Origin of the sequence: Pelagibius sp., from assembly GCF_965249265.1 — a bacterium.
Lineage (GTDB): Bacteria > Pseudomonadota > Alphaproteobacteria > Kiloniellales > Kiloniellaceae > Pelagibius.
On the sequence record NZ_OZ252224.1, the window covers coordinates 4815179 to 4833137 of the forward strand.

Below are 17959 nucleotides of genomic sequence, written 5' to 3' on the forward strand. Positions count from 1 at the left end.
GCGCGTTTCCCCGTTTCCTATTCCGCCGCCACGGCGGCGCTGGCCTTGGCCTGAATGTACTTGTGGATCTGCTCGGCGGCGTCACGCCCGTCGCGCACCGCCCAGACGACGAGGGAGGCGCCGCGCACGATGTCGCCGGCGGCAAAAACACCGTCGAGGTTGGTCATCAGGGTCGAGAAGTCGGTCTTCACCGTGCCCCAGCGCGTCACCTCCAGGCCCGGCGTGTCGAACAGCTTCGGCAGATCCTCAGGATCGAAGCCCAGCGCCTTGATGACGATGTCGGCCTCCACGGTAAAGCTGGAGTCCTCCAGGATCTGGGGAGTCTGCCGCCCGGTCGCATCGGGCATGCCGAGGTGGACGCGCTGGGCGCGCAGGCCTTCGACCTCGCCGTTCCCGAGTACCGCCTCGGGCGCCGAGAGCCAGACGAATTCGACACCTTCCTCCTCGGCATTGGCGACCTCGCGCTGTGAGCCCGGCATGTTCTTGCGGTCACGGCGATAGAGACAGCGCACCGCCTTGGCGCCCTGGCGCACCGCGGTGCGCACACAATCCATCGCCGTATCGCCGCCGCCGATCACCACCACCGACTTGCCGGCGGCGTTCAGGGTGCCGTCGTCGAAGGCCGGGACGGCATCGCCCAGGCCCTTGCGGTTGGACGCGGTAAGAAAGTCCATCGCCGGGAAGACATTCTCCAGGCCGATGCCCGGCACCTTGATGTCGCGGGCCTTATAAACGCCGGTGGCGATCAGCACCGCATCGTGACGCTCGCGCAGTTCGGCAAAGCTGAGGGCGCCGCCGACATCGGCATTCAGGTGAAACTGTACGCCGCCGCGCTCCAGCAGGTCGCTGCGCCGGATGACCACGTCCTTCTCCAGCTTGAAGTTGGGAATGCCGTAGATCATCAAGCCGCCGACGCGGTCGTAGCGGTCATAGACATGGGCCTGATAGCCCTTGCGCCGCAGCTCTTCGGCGGCGGCCAGCCCGGCCGGCCCGGCGCCGACGATGCCGATGGATTCGCTGCGCTCGCGGGTCGGCTTCACCGGCTCGACCCAGCCTTCCTCCCAGGCGGTGTCAGTGATGTATTTCTCCACCGAACCGATGGTGACCGTGCCGTGGCCGGCCTGTTCGATGACGCAGTTGCCTTCGCAGAGCCTGTCCTGCGGGCAGATGCGCCCGCAGATCTCGGGGAAATTGTTGGTCGACTGGGACATCTCATAGGCTTCGCGCAGGCGGCCCTCGGCCGTCAGCATCAGCCAGTCCGGGATGTTGTTGTGCAGCGGGCAGTGGACCTGGCAGAAGGGCACGCCGCACTGCGAGCAGCGGCTCGCCTGGGCGGTCGCGGCCTCGGGATCGTATTCGTCGTAGATCTCGTCGAAATCCACACGGCGCGCATCGACGGAGCGCTTCTCCGGCATGGCGCGCTCAAGATCGACGAACTTCAACATCTTGGTGGCCATCTGATCCTTCCCCAAAAAATCCTTGGCCCCGGGTTTTCGGGACTATTTGTTTCTCTGCCTCCGGGGCAGTTTCTGCTGCTGCGAGGGCCGTCTGCGGCCCGGCGTCCATGCAGCCGGACGCGGCAATCGCACGGCGGAGCCCGTCTATAGACGAAGACCTGCGTGCGGGCGAGGAAAAAAGCCTCACTAAGTCAGCAATATTGACCTAATTATCCTGCCCTGTCGATTCTGTCATGGAAATTCCGCAAAATGTCCGCCCTGACGGCTCACATTTAGTCTCGAATTGGTACTATTTTGATCATTCCGGGAATCCTTGCCCGAAATTGCCTGAAACAAGGAAGGTGGTTGAAGATGGCCGGGGATGGTTTAGGAATGAGCGGCCGTTTTTTCACCCCTGCTTAACCATGTTGAAACCGTTATAGGGTTCATGCTGTGCCACGGGCATACAGGCGGAAACCCGCCTGACGAAGCCCACCCGCGTCGCCGCCGGATTCGCCCGAAGGAACCTCTTTGCCGCTGCTTCATATCGTTATCCTGGCCATCGTTCAGGGCATCACCGAATTTCTGCCGATCTCTTCGTCCGGACATCTCATCCTCGCCTGGCACGGCTTCGACGCCCTGGGCATGGACGGTATCGAACAGGCCGAACGGGACCGCCTGACCCTGGACATCGCTGTCCATGTCGGCACCCTGCTGGCGGTCTGCTGCTATGCTTGGCGGGAGATCGGCCAGATGCTGGGCGGGCTCGGCCGTCTGCTGCTGGGGCACTGGACGCCGGGCGCCCGCCTCGCGGCCCTGATCGTCATCGGCAGTCTGCCTCTGGTGCTGATCGGCGGCCTGTTCAAAGAGGAAATCGCCGCCCATCTGCGCAGCCCGGCGGTCATCGCCTGGGCGACCATCGGCTTCGGCATCCTGCTCTATGTGGCAGACCGCAGCGCCATGACCCTGCGCCGGGTCGATCACATGACCTTTCGCTCCGGAATCATGATCGGCCTCGCCCAGGTGCTGGCGCTGATTCCCGGCACCAGCCGCTCCGGCATCACCATGACGGCGGCCCGCTTTCTCGGTTTCGAGCGCGTCGAGGCGGCGCGCTTCTCACTGCTGCTGGCGATCCCCGCCATCCTCGGCGCCGGCGCGCTTGCCGGCCGCGACCTCTATGAAAGCGGCAATCTGGTTCTCGGCTACGAGGCCCTGGTCGGCGGCGTCATCGCCTTCGTCGTCGCCCTGGCCTCGATCCTGCTGATGGTCGGCTGGCTGCGCCACGCCTCCTTCACGCCCTTCGTGATCTACCGGGTTCTGCTCGGCGGCGCGCTTTTGTGGTGGATCTACGGGGCGTAGATTTCCGGCTCAGGCCGCGGCGGCAGCAAGCGTGGCCCGGTTAGGGCTGCTTCATGCGGTCGGCAAACTGCCCGCCGACACGGTACTTACCCAGGTAGCCCGGAATTATCGATTCGACGGTGGTCGGTTCGATCCCCAGATCGGCGAGGGTCAGCGCGCCTTCGCTCACCACATTGTCGCTGCGCAGCAGGGTTACCTGGTCACGGGTCAGCGGCGGCACCGGCAACAGTTCCATGAAGGTCGCCTGAAGCTTTGCCACCCCGAAGGGCAGATTGACCAAGGCCCGGCGCCGTCCAGTCGTCTTCAGCAGAAGTTCCATGAGCTGTTTGAAGCTGTAGACCCGGGGTCCGCCCAGTTCGTAGGTCTTGCCCCGGCTCGCCGGGTCCTTCAGCGCCTGAACCACAGCGCGCGCCACGTCATCGACATAGACCGGCTGGAACCTGGTCCGGCCGCCGCCGATCAGGGGCAGCGCCGGGGCGAAACGCGCCATCTCCGCAAAGCGGTTGAAGAAACCGTCCTCCGGCCCGAAGACCACGCTGGGCCGCAGGATCGTCGCCTTGGGGAAAGCCTGCAGCACGGCGGCCTCGCCGGCGCCTTTGGTACGGGCATAGGCCGCGGCCGCCTGGGGATCGGCGCCGATCGCCGAGACCTGGACCATGGCCGACAGGCCCTTGGCCGCTGCCGCCTCGGCAATCGCCTTCGGCGCCGCCACATGGACCGCGTCAAACCGCTGGCGGCCGCCTTCATAGAGCAGCCCGATCAGGTTGACCGCCGCATCGGCGTCGTGCAGCGCCGCCGCTATCGCCTCGTGGTCCTGCACGGGAACGCAAAGCGGGGTGATCTGGCCGATTTCGCCGAGAGGCTTCAGGAAAGCGGCACGGGCCGGATGCCGCACGGCGACCCGGATCGACCAACCCTCCTGCGCCAGGCGTTGTACCAGGTAGCGACCGATGAAGCCTGAGCCGCCAAAGACCGTGACAATACCGTTGCTCATTTCGCCCCCATCCGTTCTCTTTTGCCGGCGGATCGCCGCTCTGGCCCCAGTCCGGTCTGCCGAAGCACCACCGCACCGCTCAAACCAGCCGATTCTGCACGCTTCGCTTACCACTACGGCGGATATATACAAAGCCCCTGCGCAAGTTGACAGCGACAAATCACCGCCTATGTTGGGCGCCGGACCGCCGGAAATCCAATCCTGAGCGACCCGGGCCCTAAGCAACCCGCACCCGTGCAAGCGGGACCCGTCACGTTCGGGGGTCATACCCCCGGCCCAACACAGAAGCCCGATATCTTGGACCGGGCCAGCAACAGGAAGCACTCATGGCAGCGGCCAATCCGGAAATCCATCTTCACCGCGGCGACCTGCCCTCCGGCCTGGACTTCGGCCGCGCCGTGGCGGTCGACAGCGAGACCATGGGTCTGGACCTGCCGCGCGACCGGCTCTGCCTGCTGCAGCTCTCCGCCGGCGACGGAGTCTGCCATCTGGTCCAGTTTCCGAAAGGCCAGTATGACGCGCCGAACCTGAAAGCCCTGCTCAGCGACCCCAAGGTGACCAAGCTGTTTCATTTCGCCCGCTTCGACGTCGCCGCGATCAGGCGCTACCTCGAGATCGACTGTACGCCGGTGTACTGTACGAAAATCGCCTCCAAACTCGTACGCACCTACACCGACCGGCACGGGCTGAAAGATCTCTGCCGGGAGCTTCTGGGGGTCGAAATCTCCAAGCAGCAGCAGTCATCCGACTGGGGGGCCGAGGAACTGAGCCGGGATCAGCTGAATTATGCCGCCTCCGATGTCTTGTATCTGCATCGCCTGAAGACCACCTTGGATGAGATGCTGGCGCGCGAGGGGCGCAGCGACTTGGCGCAGGCCTGTTTCGACTTTCTGCCGACCCGCGCGGCGCTCGATCTGGCCGGCTGGAACGAGATCGATATCTTCGCCCACTGACGGCGGAGACACTTGCCGAAACACCGCTGAAATCCCCATCGACAGCCGGGCGGGGGACTGGCAGAAGCGGCGCAGGAGTGTTATCCCTTGATCGGGCTGATGCGGGGGCGAATCGTCACTCAGCCGCCGGAGGGTGGGAACGCTGCGCCGTCGGGCTGCGTAATACCCGACGAGAGAGCCCGGCAGGGGGTGGAAGACGCTCTCGCAACGCAACAGGTTCCAGGATTGCTCGCGCGGCTCCCCGGCCGCCGACGGATAGATGTTGAAGGCATGAAAGCACAATTGGATCCCCAAGATACCGCCGTCGCCGCCGATCTCGCGGTAGCACGCCGCGTGCTGACGGTTGAGGCCGAGGCACTGAACACCCTGGCCCGCAGCCTGGACGGGCAGTTTGTCGAAGCCTTGGACCGCCTGGCCGCCGTCGAGGGGCGGGTGGTCGTGACCGGCATGGGCAAAAGCGGCCATATCGCCCGTAAGATCACCGCGACCCTGGCCTCTACCGGCACCCCGGCCCAGTTCGTTCATCCCGGCGAGGCCAGCCACGGCGACCTGGGCATGATCACCGCAGCCGATGCGGTTATCGCGCTTTCCAATTCCGGCAACACGCTGGAACTGAGCGACGTCCTCACCTACGCCAAGCGTTTCGCGATTCCCCTGATCGCCATCACCGCGAAGGCCGAAAGCGCCCTGGCCGAGGCCGCAACCGTGCCGCTGATCCTGCCGGATGCGCCGGAGGCCTGCCCCATGGGCCTGGCGCCGACCACCTCCACCACCATGATGCTGGCCCTGGGTGACGCCCTGGCGGTTGCCTTGCTGGAACGCCGCGGCTTCTCCGCCAGCGATTTCCAGCTGCTCCACCCGGGCGGGGCCATCGGCAAGCGCCTGCTGCGGGTCAGCGACCTGATGCACGACGGCAGGGAACTGCCGCTCTGCACCGCCGACACGGTGATGTCGGAGGCGATCCTGATCATGACCGAGTGCCGTTTCGGCTGCGTCGGCATCGTCGATGCGGAGCGCCGCCTGATCGGCATCATCACCGACGGCGATCTGCGCCGCCACATGGACCCGTCGCTGCTGAACTGCAAGGCCGGCGACATCATGACGGCCTCGCCGCGGACCATTAGGTCTTCGGCCCTGGCGGCAGAAGCGGTCGCCTTCATGAACACCAGCAACCCGCCCTTCCTCTGCGTCTTCGTCGTCGACGAAGCAGGGCCGGCGGACGCGCCGGTCGGCATCCTGCATATGCACGACTGCCTGCGCGCCGGTATCGCTTAGCGGGTTGGCGGACAGGCATGGCTGACACGGTACTCGACGGCATCGGCGGACCCGCGCAAGAGAGCGCGGCCCGCAACGATGGGGGCAAGGAGCCCCAGCCGCCGCGCCTGTCCGGCCGCAACAGCTACAGCCTCTTCGTCACCTCGATGAAATTCCTGCTGCCGGCCCTGGCGACGGCGCTGGTGCTGCTGGTGATCGCCTGGCCGCAGATGATCCCCGACCAGCGCAGCCTCAACATCGACTGGAAGCGGATCGCGCAGGAACAGGCAAAGACCCTGAACATGCTGAACGCGCACTACAGCGGGGTCGACGAGAACAATCAGCCCTTCAACGTGACCGCGGACCTGGCGACCCAGGCGCCGGGCAGCGAAGAGGTCGTCGAATTGCAGCACCCCAAAGCCAATCTGCTGACCACCGAAGGCGCCAGCGTGGGACTTTCCGCCCGCCTCGGTCACTTTGACCAGGAGGTCGAGGTTCTCGATCTGACCGGCACCGTTCATCTGACCCACGACAAGGGCTTTGAGATGACGACCGAAACCGCCACGGTCGACCTGAAGGAGGGGACTGCTTCCGGCGATTCCGCCGTCAGCGGCCAGGGGCCGGCCGGTGAACTGCAGGCCGAGGGCTTTCGGCTGCGGGAAAAGGGCGAGATCATCATCTTCACCGGCAAGAGCCGGATGCTCATCCTGCCCAACGCCGAAGAGAGTTTGAAATGAGTCGAGCCGCCAATCATGCAGACGCAGCGCGGCGGCCCGTCCGATCCGTCGTCGCCGAGTTGATCCTGCTTTCCGCGCTGACCCTCTTCGCCCTCCAGGCGCTGACGCTGCCGGCCGCCGGCCAGGCGATCGGCAATCTTCAGGAAAGCGACGAACCGCTGGAGATCAACGCCGAAGACGGCATCGAGTGGAACCGCAACGACAAGACCTACATTGCCCGCGGCAACGCCCGCGCGGCGAGCGGCGACGTCGAAGTCCTGGCCGAAGTGCTGACCGCCTATTACCGCGAGACCGAGGCGGGCGACAGCGAGATCTTCCTGCTGGAAGCCACCGGCAACGTGCGGATCAACGCACCCGAAGGCACGGTTTACGGCGACAAGGGACAGTACAAGCTCGACGAGCAGGTCTTTGTCATGACCGGCGAGGATCTGCGCCTGGAGGGCGAGAAGGACCGCATCACCGCCCGCGACAGCCTGGAGTACTGGGAAACCAAACAGCAGGCCATCGCCCGCGGCGACGCCAATGCCTATCACGAAGACAAGCAGATCCGGGCGGACGTTCTGGTCGCCAACTTCGTCGAAAACGCCGAGAGCGAGATGGAAGTGCAGCGCATCGATGCAGACGGCAATGTCGAGATCCGCACCCAGCGCGAGTTCGTCACCGGCAACAGCGGCATCTATTACGTCGACCGGGAACTGGCAACCTTGACCGGCGATGTAAAAATTACCCAGGAAGAGAACCAATTGAACGGCGAGTACGCCGAAGTCAATCTGGCGACCGGGGTCAGTTCCTTGAAAGGCGCAGCACCTGGCAGCGAAGCCACGGGCGCCCCTGTCACCGCCATCGTGATGCCGCGTTCGAAACCCACAGCCGATATCGATGGATCCGCCGAAGAAGAGGCGGAAGAAAACCCGGAAGAGAGCCCGGAAGAAGACAATGCCGCACCCGAGACACCGCAACCTGCCGGGGGCTCGTAGTGGCGCGGCGCAGCCCGGCGGCTGCATGCGGGTGGCATGGAGAACTTGGTTCGACGCCGTGCCTTGGTGTATCAGAATACCTATGCAGCGGTTGAGGGAACAAACCCGGTGAGTGATGCAAGCGGCGGCCCCATCGAGGGCGCGACCGAAAAAACAGGCGACGGAAACGTCGAGCGCCCCCGTCTGGTGACCGACAATGTCGGCCTGATGGCCGTCAATCTCGGCAAGAGCTTCAAGAAACGCCCGGTTCTGCGCGGTATTTCACTGTCCGTCCAGCGCGGGGAGGCCGTCGGCCTGCTGGGACCGAACGGCGCCGGCAAAACCACCTGCTTCTACATCGTGACCGGCCTGATCTCGCCGGACTACGGCTGGGTCACCTTTGACGGCCACGACATCACCGACATGCCGATGTATCGCCGCGCCCGGCTCGGCATCGGCTATCTGCCGCAGGAGGCATCGATCTTCCGCGGCCTCACCGTCGAACAGAACATCCGTGGTGTCCTGGAGGTGATCGAACCGGTGCGCGAGAAGCGCGAGGTCGCGCTGGAAAACCTCTTGGCGGAATTCTCCATCACCCACCTGCGCCGCACGCCCTCCGTCGCACTTTCCGGCGGCGAGCGGCGGCGCGTCGAGATTGCCCGGGCCCTCGCCTCGCAGCCCAGCTTCATCCTGCTGGACGAACCCCTGGCCGGCATCGACCCCATCGCCGTCGGCGACATCCGCGACCTGGTGTCTCATCTGAAGGACCGCGGCATCGGCGTGCTGATCACCGATCACAACGTCCGCGAGACCCTGGACATTGTCGACCGCGCCTACATCATCCACGACGGTGTCGTGCTGATGGAGGGCGAACCCGATGCTATCGTCGCCCACGAGGACGTCCGCCGCGTTTACCTGGGCGAAAGGTTTAGCCTCTAAAAGGTTAAGCAGTATGGCGGCGACACAAAGATTGGAACTGCGCCAGCGCCAATCTCTGGTCATGACGCCGCAGTTGCAGCAGGCCATCAAGCTGCTGCAGCTTTCCAATATGGAACTGGCGGCAGAAGTTGACAGAGAAATCGAGCAAAACCCTCTGCTCGATCGCGAGGACAGCAGCAAGGAGACCCTGCTAGAAGCACCTTCGGTGGATCAGCGGGACCCTGAATTCGACCCTGCTGCCGGGTCTGACGCCGAACCGGGCAAAGAGGCCGGCGCCGCCGACACCTCTGCAGACAGCCAGAACAATCCCGACAACAGCCTCGCCGAAAACGGTGTCGCCGACAGCCTGGACCGGGCCAACGCGGAACAACTGCCGAGCAGCGGCGACAGTCCCCTGGACACCGATTACGACAACGTCTTCACCAACGGCGATGCCTGGGAAGGCGGCAGCGACGAGGCGGCCTTTTCAAACCGCGGCCTGAGTCAGGCGCGCAGCAATGAAAACGACTTCTCGCTGGAACAGCGCCTTTCCGACGAGATCACCCTGCGCCAGCATCTCAGCGATCAGCTTCAGCTCATGATCGCCGATCCGGTCGAGCGGGCCATCGGCAACTGCCTGATCGACATGCTCGACGACAGCGGTTACCTCTCCGATGACCTGACCACGCTGGGCGAGCAGTTGGGCTGCGCCCAGGAGCGCATCGAGGCGACGCTGGAGAAACTGCAGCGCTTTGAGCCCAGCGGCATCTTCGCCCGCTCGCTGGCGGAATGCCTGGCGATACAATTGCGGGAATTGGACCGCTACGACCCGGCAATGCAGGCCCTGGTCGAGAACCTGGAAACCCTGGCGAAGGGCGAACTGGCGCGCCTGAAAAAAATCTGCGGCGTCGATCAGGAGGACCTGGCCGACATGATCGCCGAGATCAAGGCCCTGGACCCGCGCCCCGCGCTGTCCTTCGACGGCGAGGTCGCGCCGCCGGTAATCCCCGATGTGCTGATGCGCCCGGACCGCAAGGGCGGCTGGGTGATCGAACTGAACAGCGACACCCTGCCCCGGGTGCTGGTGAACTCCAGCTACTACGCCCAGATCCACACCCAACTGCGCTCAAAGAAAGAGCGCGAATATCTCAGCGAACGCCTGCAGTCGGCCAACTGGCTGGTGAAGGCCCTGCATCAGCGCGCCACGACGATCCTGAGGGTCGCGACGGAAATCGCAAAGCAGCAGGATGCCTTCTTCCGCAAGGGGGTGGAACACATGAAGCCGCTGACCCTGCGCGACATCGCCACCGAGATCGAAATGCACGAATCGACGGTCAGCCGCGTCACCTCGAACAAATACATCGCCACCCCGCGCGGCACCTTTGAACTGAAATATTTCTTCACCGCCTCCATCGCCGGCGCCGACGGCACCGCCCATTCCGCCGAGGCGGTCCGGCACCGGATCAAGCTGCTGATCGACGGCGAAAGCGGTAAGAAAATCCTCTCCGACGACACCATCGTGGCGCTGCTGCGCAAGGACGGCGTGGACATCGCCCGGCGCACAGTGGCGAAATACCGCGAAGCCATGCGGATTCCATCCTCGGTGCAGCGCCGCCGCGAAAAATCAGCGCCCGTTAACTAAGCTTAAGATATTGAAATTTGGCAGCTTACTGCCAATATCTACAACCTTGAGTCAGGGCAATGTGAGGCTATTGACACCGGCCTGACCCGTCTCTATGTTGCGCCCGCCCTGAGGAAAGGGCTATGCTATGGCGGTGGTGAACCACCTCGTTACAATCCATAAAAGCGACTATGCAGCTCTCAGTTAAGGGCCAACAGCTCGACGTCGGTGACGCGCTGCGAACGCACGTTGGCGACAGTCTCTCCCGGATCCTCGACAAGTATTTCGGGGATGCCATCGATTGCGCCGTGACCATGTCCCGCGAGGGCCATCGCTACCGCGCGGTGGTTTCGGCCCATGTCGGCCGGGGCATCAAGCTGGAAGCGCAGGGCGAGGCCAACGAGCCCTATCCCGCCTTCGATGCGGCTGCGGAGCGCTTGTCGACACGGCTGCGGCGCTACAAGCGCCGACTGCGCGACCACAACAACAAAGTGGTCGATATGGATGGAACGCCTCTGCCCGCACAGCAGTACATCCTGGCCGGTGAAGGCGAGGATCAGCAGGGTGAAGAGAGCGGCGGCGACAATCAACCTGTCGTTGTTGCAGAGATGACAACTGAGATCCCCACGCTGACGGTCAGTGAAGCCGTCATGCATATGGACCTGGGGGATCTTCCGGCAATGATGTTCCGCAATACAGCGCATGGAGGATTGAACATGATCTACCGACGCAGCGACGGAAATATCGGCTGGATCGATCCCCGCGGGAACCGTAAGGCGTGATCCCCTGAGCAATCAGGCGAGCTTTCAAGAGTATCTCATGGAACTATCCGACCTCATTGCACCGGAAAGCGTGGTCCCGAGCCTTCGGGTGACCAGCAAGAAGCAGGCGCTTCAGGAGCTGGCCAAGAAGGCGGCGGAGCTGACCGGGCAACCCGAGCGCGCGGTCTTTGAAGTGCTGATCGAGCGCGAGCGCCTGGGCACCACCGGCGTCGGCCACGGCATCGGCATTCCCCACGGCAAGCTGCCGGAGCTGGACCGCCTCTACGGCCTTTTCGCGCGGCTGGAGACGGCCATCGATTTCGATGCGATCGACGAACAGCCGGTGGACCTGATTTTTGTCCTGCTGGCGCCGGAAACCGCGGGTGCCGATCACCTGAAGGCCCTGGCCCGGGTGTCGCGCCTGTTCAGGGACAGGGCGGTTTGCGACAAGCTGCGCGGCACCGACAACGCGGACGCGGTCTATGCACTGCTGACCCAGGGCGCCGCCAGCCACGCGGCCTGAGGCCGGGCAAGACCAAAGCAAAGAGAAAGAGGCGGCCCTGTTCGGGGCCGCCTTTTCCTTTGGACAAAAAAATCTGTTTCAAAACGCGGGGCCAGAGCAGATCCGGGCCGGATGGAATCGCTGAAAGCGACCCATCAACCCGGTGAATCTGCTCTAATTGTTTGATGGTGATCGGATTCACGTGTTTTGGCGCAACCACGACGGGGTTCCGTCAAAACATGATCTGATCTAGTGGACGCTGAGCGGCTCCATGCCGTTCTGGCGTACCGCCGCAAAGGCGACGTCGTGGTCGCTCAGGGCCGCCATCTGGTTGCCGTCGGCTGAGTAAACCAGAAAACAGTCTTTGTCCTCGTGACGGCCTTTTTTCACATAGGCGACGTCGTTGATACCCAGCAGGAGAAAATCCTGGGGCGAGAGTTCGCGAACGGCGATCTGTTCGTTCATGCCTTGCTCTCCTTTCGAATTGCCTGAATGGTCGGCGTCTCCCCTGACTGCGTTTTGGCTGTCGCAATCTTTATTTTTCGGACCTCCGGTTCGACCAGGGGGCGCTCCAGTTCGATGTGCAGCAAACCCTTGTCGAGCGAGGCGGCCTTCACCTCAATTCCCTCTGCCAGAACAAAACTGCGTTGGAACTGCCGCGCGGCAATGCCGCGGTGCAGATAGGCGCGTTCCTTGTCGTCCTGTTGCCGGCCTCTGATCACCAGCTGGTTGTCCTCGATCTGGACGGAGAGGTCGTCTTCGCCGAAGCCGGCCACCGCGAGGGTGATGCGCAGACGATGTTCGGCGAGCTGTTCGACGTTGTAGGGCGGATAGCCGTCGGCAGTCTTCGAAATGCGGTCTATGGCCTGCTCGAACTGCTCAAAACCAAGCAGGAGCGGGCTGTTGAAGAGCGACAGGCGCGTCATAAATGCTTTTCCTTCTCTATTGCGTGAGCAAGGTCAGCCGTTGTCGTTCAGGCCCGGGACACCATGAGAGTCTTCCCGGAACCGGCGGCCCATCCATGGCACCGCTTTCAGATATTTGGGGGCTGAACCGGCGGCAATCAAGCAGCAGCCCCTCAAATACATGATAATAGTCCTATCCGCTGCTGACTGCCGGATCCCGAAGCCGGCGGGCTTTGGGTTGGATTTCAGGGACGGATTCAGTTTCTCGAGCGCCCCGCCCGCTGGAACACCGGCTGCGGTGCCGGTTTGCCCAGCAGATAGCCCTGACCCATGTGGATACCGAGGCTGCGCAGTTCGTCGACCTGCGCTTCAAGCTCGACCATCTCGGCAATGGTCTTGATGTTGAGGTCGCGGCAAAGCTCGCAGAGGTTCCGAATCAGCAGGGAATCACGATCCGAATCCAGGAGCCGGCGGGTATAGGTGCCGTCGATCTTCACAAAGTCGACCTCCAGGGCCCGCAGGTATTGGAAGGACGCCGCGCCGGCGCCGAAGTCGTCGAGGCACATGGAGAAGCCCAGCTGCTTCAGATCCTGGAACACCCGGCTCACCCGTTCGAGGTCATGGATGCGGGAAGATTCGGTAGCCTCGAACATAAGACGGCCGGCCAGTCTCTTGTGTTCCCTGGCGAGAACCATCAGGGCGTCGACAAAGCCATCGTTCTGCAGCGACTGCCCGGAGAGATTGACCGCCAGATTGATCGGCGAACTTTCGGCCTGTTGTGCCAGATAAGAAACCGCGCGCCGGGTGCAGGCCAGATCGAAATCCTGGATCAGGCCGACCTCTTCGGCAAAGACGATGGTCTGGTAGGGCGACTCCCCCTTGGCAAAACGGGTCAGGGCTTCGAAGTGCGAGGTTTGCCCGCTTTCCAGATCGACGATCGGCTGAAAAGCGAAGTCGAACTTGTTCTCGGCCACCATGGTCTTGAAGACCGATATCCGCTCCTGTGTCTGCGACACCTGTTCGTGGAAGCTGCCGGCCAGATCGGTAAACGCAATGTTTGCGGTACCGTGAGAGGCGACCTTGTTGATCGCATAGATCAGCGCCTGGGCGGTTTCCTGGCTGGTCAACTCACCGCTTGCGGTCTCGACGGTCGCCTGCTCTACGTCCAGGCCATTGCCCGAGGGATCGAAGGCCTGCGCGAGATCCTGAAGCTGCTGCTGAATCTTCTTGCCCGTCGCCGCGCCGGCTTGGTGAACGATGCCGAAGCGCTCTTCCGTGATCGCACCGGCCGAATCGTTGTCGATCGCGCCGTCACGCATAACGGTACTGGCATCGGCACAGAATTCCTGCCAGCGATCGAGGCCGACCCGGTCCCGAAACGGCGCCGTATCGACGAATTCGATAAAGGTTAGCTCGACATCCTGCCCCAGCGCCCTGGTCGCCTCGAGGGTTTCGACGGCGGCGCTTTCAAAGGCCTGGCGGTCGAGCAACCCGTTTTCGGTCCGCGCGGCAGACGCCCGCGCCTGTTTGACCAGCGCAGCATTGGCAACCGTGATGGTGCAATAGACAACCCTTTCGCGGCCGGGAATGCGGCAGGCATTGAAGACAACCTTGATACCGGTTTTTCGGGGCCCGCCTCGCCTGGGCGTCATGGTCACCAGAACCGGACCGCAGCGCTTGCCGGATGCGAGCTTGCCGATCTTGGAGACAAGCACCGGCCGGTCCGCCTCTGCAAAGAGTTCGAGCCAGCCCTTGTCGATGAGGTCCGCCGGCGCACCGCCGATCAGCTGATTGGTCGCGCCCAGTGCATAGCGAATCAAGCCATCATCGCCGATCTCCAACAGGAGATCGGAGGCCGCAAAGGCAAAGGCCAGGAAGCGATCCCGTTGCTCGCGCAGGCTGTCTGGATCGTTGCCCGGCGCTTCAACCTGCCGCTTCTGCTCTGGCTCGTTCATGATGTCCTTCTGAAGCGGCGGGAGGCTGCAGGCCCGGCCCGTCCGAACGCGTAAAACGTGTATGAGCGCTATTAAATGATAATAATCACAAAAACTTAGGCTTTGCTTAAGAAAACCAAACCCTTAAGGCGCAACACAGCCGTCAAATTCCACTTAGAGGCAATTTAGCCGGCTGTCCGGATCACGGCATGCTCTAGGGCTTGATGCGGGCTAGTGTTCGATGCGGGCTAGTGTTCGATGCGGGTGGTCAGAAACCGCAACTCTGCATCGCGCAGTTCGACCGCCGTCAGGGAACCGCTGGCGAAAACACCGCTGTCGATGCCGATGCGGTGAGACAGAGCGACCGGCCCCTCCGGGGTGTGGCCATGGACCACGGTGACCGGATGCGGCCAGCCGTAGCCGCTGAGGAAAGGCTCGCGGATCCACAAAAGATCTTCTTCCTCTTGCTCGTCGAGCCGGCGCTCGGGGTTCAGTCCGGCGTGCGCGAAGACGTAGTCGCCGATGCGATGCTGCATGGGCAGCGCCTGAAGAAACCGGATCCGTTCTTCACCCAGGGATTCGTTGAGGGCCGCCCCGACGGATTGCGGATTCTCAATCTCCGCATCCGGGGCCAGACACTTCAGCGTCTCCTCACCGCCGTAGCGCCACCAGTGAAGCATGCGCGGCAGGGAAAGGTCGCGACCGGTCACCGCATCGATAAGGTAGCGCTCGTGGTTGCCCATCAGGCGGACCTCTCTGACCTGCGGCAGACCCAACCCGGCGGCGACGAGGTCGAGAGTCTGCAAAGGCTCCCAACCGCGATCGACATAATCGCCGAGCCAGACGACCGAAACGTCATGTGCGTCATGCTCCAGCGCAATAATCCCAGAGATACGCTCATGCAGCATCCAGAGGTGCTCGGCATGGGCATGAACATCGCCAATGGCAAAGACCGCCTGCCCCATCGGCAAACGGCGGGGTGCCGGCTGCCAGGGGCCGCTTTCAACAACTACGCGGGACATGAAACCACTCTTTGCATCGGCAAATAATAGGGCAGCGCAGCGGCATGGGACAACGAAACCGAGGGCCCGACCGGCAGCACGAGCCGCCGAAGCGGGAGCCGGGCAAGCCGCCACCGGCCGGGGCGGGGTTTATAGCCTCTGGCTTGCCGAGCGTCACAAGACAACAATCAAAGGTATATTCACGCATTAACCAAGCACGCTATGCGACAAGTTTGAATTGACTTTGTCCGGCCTGCCGATAGTTTCTTTCCCAGCAGATCCAGGGGTGGATCACCGGCGCGACACGAAACGCGCCGACAGGAACGCCGCTGAAGGCGCTTCCTGCCACACCTGGAGTGATTTGCCATGCGCCAAATTGCGGCTGCGCCAAGCGACGACACAACACCATCCGAGTCTTCCGCATCGCCGCCCCCCGGGGGAACGGCTGGAGATGCGTCTTCTTCCGAGTCCGGAACGGTGGAGACCATTTTCCTCGGGCCGCCGCCGGCGGGCGAAACCCTCTTCGTCGCTCTGCAATCCGGCGCCGTCTTCGTCCTCGACTTCGCCCTGCAGACAACGTCGCTGCGCAGCGCGGGCGGTGACCTGGTTTTCACCTTCGCGGGGACAACCTCGGGCGCGGCGGCAGGCAATGGAGAGACGGGCAAGGGCAAGATCGTCTTTAAAAACCTGGCCGATGCGGAAGGCGAAACACCGGTCTTTCAGATTGCCGGCGAACTCTATGCCGTTGAGGATCTGGTCACCGTGGCACAGGACTTGGCCGACACGGCCGCCCCCTTGGAAACGGCGGCACCGGACGAACCGGGAGGGCTCCCGGGCGGCGGCGCCACGTCATACAGCGAAGAACTGGGCGACGCCATCGATCTGCTTCCGGTATCCGGCGAGGCGCCCCTGGCATCGGTCAACCTGCCGCAGAGCCTGGAAGGTTTCGAGCCCGTGGCTTCCTCAAGCCCCCTCACCCTGGCCCCGCCGGTCGCGACACCCCCCGGCGCGACGGGCGCCGTGTGGATTGTCGGCTTCGGCGGATCGATCCAGGCCGCGGTCGATGCCGCCGAACCCGGCGACACGATCATAATCGCGGCCGGTTTTTTCTCGGAAAACGTTGTCGTCGACAAGGCAGTGAACTTCGTCGGCCAGGGCGCCGGCGCGACCTTCATCAATGCAAACGGCGGCTCGGGCTTCACCCTTGTCGGCGATCTCGGGGCAGGGTCCACCGTTTCCTTCAGCGGCCTGGCCGTCGCCTTCGCCGGCGACTACGGCATTGCCGTCGACGGGACCGTCCTCGGCGCGCTGGAAATTACCGACAGCCTGTTCCTGGAAAACGGCCGCAACGGCCTCGGCATCATCGACGGACAGAACCTCGGCAGCGTGGCCGTGAGCGCTTCCAACTTCTTTCAGAACGGGCATCCGCATGGCGCCAGCGGCGACGGCGACCTGCTCTTCTACCAGTTCAACGGCACCGCAATACTGAGCGATCTGATTATCGACGGCGGCATCCGCCCCATCGACGGCAGCCAGCACGACCCGGGCCAGGCCGCCGAGAATGCCATCCAGTTCCGCAGCGACAGCGGGGCCCTCGGCGATGTCACTCTTGAGGGTATCGTGATCGCCGGCACCTACGAGAAGGTCGGCATAGCCTTTTACAACTACGACAACGTGGACGGGCTCTCGATGACCGACGTCGGCATCACGGCCACCAGCGGCTGGCAGTTGTCGCTGAATTTCAGCGGTATCGCCGGCGACATCGACCTTTCACAGTTTGCCGGGCTGACCTACGCCCAGATCGCCGCCCTTCAGGGTGGCGATGGAGCCGCCAACGTCCTGGTCGGGGACGATCAGGACAACTATCTGGGCGGCGGCGGCGGCGGCGACCTGCTGATCGGCGGCGGTGGTGACGACACGCTCTTCGGCGGGGACGGCAGCGACGGCCTGGAGGGCGGCAGCGGCGCCGACACCTTCGTCTACTCCGCGGCCGGCGAGGCAGGCGACGTCATTGCCGGTTTTGACGCAACAGGGGTGGACATCGTCGACGTCGATGCCTTGCTGGATGCCCTTGCCGTGGCCGATGCCGATCGTGCCACCCGGGTCCAGGTGCTGCAGGGCGGCACCGACCAGAATGCCGTTATCTCTGTCGACACCACCGATGACGGCGTTTTCGATACCATTCTGGCCATCGTAACGGATGTCACCGGCGATCTTGACCAGGGCGACCTTGCACTGGGAACGCTGGTCTAGATCGGATCATGTTTTGACGGAACCACGTAGTGGTTGCGCCAAAACATGTGAATCCGATCGCCATCAAGTGTTTAGAGCAGATTCACCGGATTAGATGGATCGCTAAGGCGATTCCATCAAACCCGGATCTGCTCTAGCCAAAACCTTTGCAGGAAAAAAAGAAGGCCGGTTCAACATCACGTGGTCCGGCCTTGCAAGTTCACAGGGTGGAACTTTTCCTGAAGCGAGGTTCCCGGCCTCGGCGCTGCCTATGAAGGCAACCTCTGACAACGCCCAAACCTGAGGTTCAGGCGCCGAACCCGGAAAACCCGAATGCAAAGCGCAGGTTAGACCGTCAACGTGACGAAAATGTGACGCTTCCGAGGAAGTTGCTCC

General features: G+C 63.2%; 16 protein-coding genes. 10 read left to right on the top strand and 6 right to left on the bottom strand.

The features are described from left to right. Positions 1–17: 17 nt before the first annotated feature. The gene (locus ACP146_RS22450; RefSeq protein ID WP_422368983.1) at positions 18–1457 is read right to left on the bottom strand and encodes an NAD(P)-dependent oxidoreductase; all 1440 of its coding nucleotides are present in this window, start codon (positions 1455–1457) and stop codon (positions 18–20) included. Positions 1458–1967: 510 nt separating this feature from the next. Between ACP146_RS22450 and ACP146_RS22455 the strand changes: the two genes are divergently transcribed. Further along, positions 1968–2795, top strand: coding sequence for an undecaprenyl-diphosphate phosphatase (locus ACP146_RS22455; protein WP_422368984.1), 828 nt, complete (start codon positions 1968–1970; stop codon positions 2793–2795). 40 nt (positions 2796–2835) lie between these two features. Here ACP146_RS22455 and ACP146_RS22460 read toward each other — a convergent pair whose 3' ends face one another. Beyond that, positions 2836–3789 (bottom strand): complex I NDUFA9 subunit family protein, encoded by a 954-nt coding sequence (locus tag ACP146_RS22460; protein WP_422368985.1) that lies wholly within the window; start codon positions 3787–3789, stop codon positions 2836–2838. Positions 3790–4115: 326 nt separating this feature from the next. Here ACP146_RS22460 and ACP146_RS22465 point away from each other — a divergent pair, with 326 nt between their 5' ends. The 8 genes from ACP146_RS22465 to ptsN all read left to right on the top strand — a co-directional run bounded on the left by ACP146_RS22465 (position 4116) and on the right by ptsN (position 11512). Next, the gene (locus ACP146_RS22465; RefSeq protein WP_422368986.1) at positions 4116–4742 is read left to right on the top strand and encodes a ribonuclease D; all 627 of its coding nucleotides are present in this window, start codon (positions 4116–4118) and stop codon (positions 4740–4742) included. A 270-nt stretch (positions 4743–5012) separates the two neighbouring features. Next, positions 5013–6017, top strand: a complete 1005-nt coding sequence (locus tag ACP146_RS22470) for a KpsF/GutQ family sugar-phosphate isomerase (RefSeq protein WP_422368987.1) — start codon at positions 5013–5015, stop codon at positions 6015–6017. A gap of 17 nt (positions 6018–6034) precedes the next feature. Further along, the gene (gene lptC, locus ACP146_RS22475) at positions 6035–6733 is read left to right on the top strand and encodes an LPS export ABC transporter periplasmic protein LptC (RefSeq protein ID WP_422368988.1); all 699 of its coding nucleotides are present in this window, start codon (positions 6035–6037) and stop codon (positions 6731–6733) included. Further along, entirely contained in the window at positions 6730–7710 is a 981-nt protein-coding gene (locus tag ACP146_RS22480; protein ID WP_422368989.1) for an LptA/OstA family protein, read from the top strand. Before lptC ends, ACP146_RS22480 begins: the two co-directional genes overlap by 4 nt. Positions 7711–7842: 132 nt before the next feature. Next, positions 7843–8628, top strand: a complete 786-nt coding sequence (gene lptB, locus ACP146_RS22485; RefSeq protein ID WP_422369686.1) for an LPS export ABC transporter ATP-binding protein — start codon at positions 7843–7845, stop codon at positions 8626–8628. Positions 8629–8641: 13 nt separating this feature from the next. Continuing rightward, the gene (rpoN, locus tag ACP146_RS22490) at positions 8642–10249 is read left to right on the top strand and encodes an RNA polymerase factor sigma-54 (protein ID WP_422368990.1); all 1608 of its coding nucleotides are present in this window, start codon (positions 8642–8644) and stop codon (positions 10247–10249) included. A gap of 170 nt (positions 10250–10419) precedes the next feature. Then, positions 10420–11010, top strand: coding sequence for a ribosome hibernation-promoting factor, HPF/YfiA family (gene hpf, locus ACP146_RS22495; RefSeq protein ID WP_422368991.1), 591 nt, complete (start codon positions 10420–10422; stop codon positions 11008–11010). Between the two features lie 37 nt (positions 11011–11047). Beyond that, positions 11048–11512, top strand: coding sequence for a PTS IIA-like nitrogen regulatory protein PtsN (ptsN, locus tag ACP146_RS22500; RefSeq protein WP_422368992.1), 465 nt, complete (start codon positions 11048–11050; stop codon positions 11510–11512). Positions 11513–11740: 228 nt separating this feature from the next. On the opposite strand, the gene ACP146_RS22505 is transcribed toward ptsN, so the two are convergent. From ACP146_RS22505 to ACP146_RS22520, 4 genes are all read right to left on the bottom strand, one after another. Then, entirely contained in the window at positions 11741–11956 is a 216-nt protein-coding gene (locus ACP146_RS22505; protein WP_422368993.1) for a DUF1150 family protein, read from the bottom strand. Beyond that, the gene (locus ACP146_RS22510; protein WP_422368994.1) at positions 11953–12417 is read right to left on the bottom strand and encodes an Hsp20 family protein; all 465 of its coding nucleotides are present in this window, start codon (positions 12415–12417) and stop codon (positions 11953–11955) included. Before ACP146_RS22510 ends, ACP146_RS22505 begins: the two co-directional genes overlap by 4 nt. Positions 12418–12653: 236 nt before the next feature. After that, a complete protein-coding gene (locus ACP146_RS22515) occupies positions 12654–14351 on the bottom strand; it encodes an EAL domain-containing protein (protein WP_422368995.1) in 1698 nt (565 codons plus the stop codon). A gap of 227 nt (positions 14352–14578) precedes the next feature. Beyond that, the gene (locus tag ACP146_RS22520) at positions 14579–15352 is read right to left on the bottom strand and encodes a metallophosphoesterase (protein ID WP_422368996.1); all 774 of its coding nucleotides are present in this window, start codon (positions 15350–15352) and stop codon (positions 14579–14581) included. Positions 15353–15808: 456 nt separating this feature from the next. On the opposite strand from ACP146_RS22520, the gene ACP146_RS22525 reads away from it, so the two are divergent. Beyond that, positions 15809–17584, top strand: coding sequence for a hypothetical protein (locus tag ACP146_RS22525; protein WP_422368997.1), 1776 nt, complete (start codon positions 15809–15811; stop codon positions 17582–17584). The last annotated feature ends 375 nt before the right edge of the window (positions 17585–17959 follow it).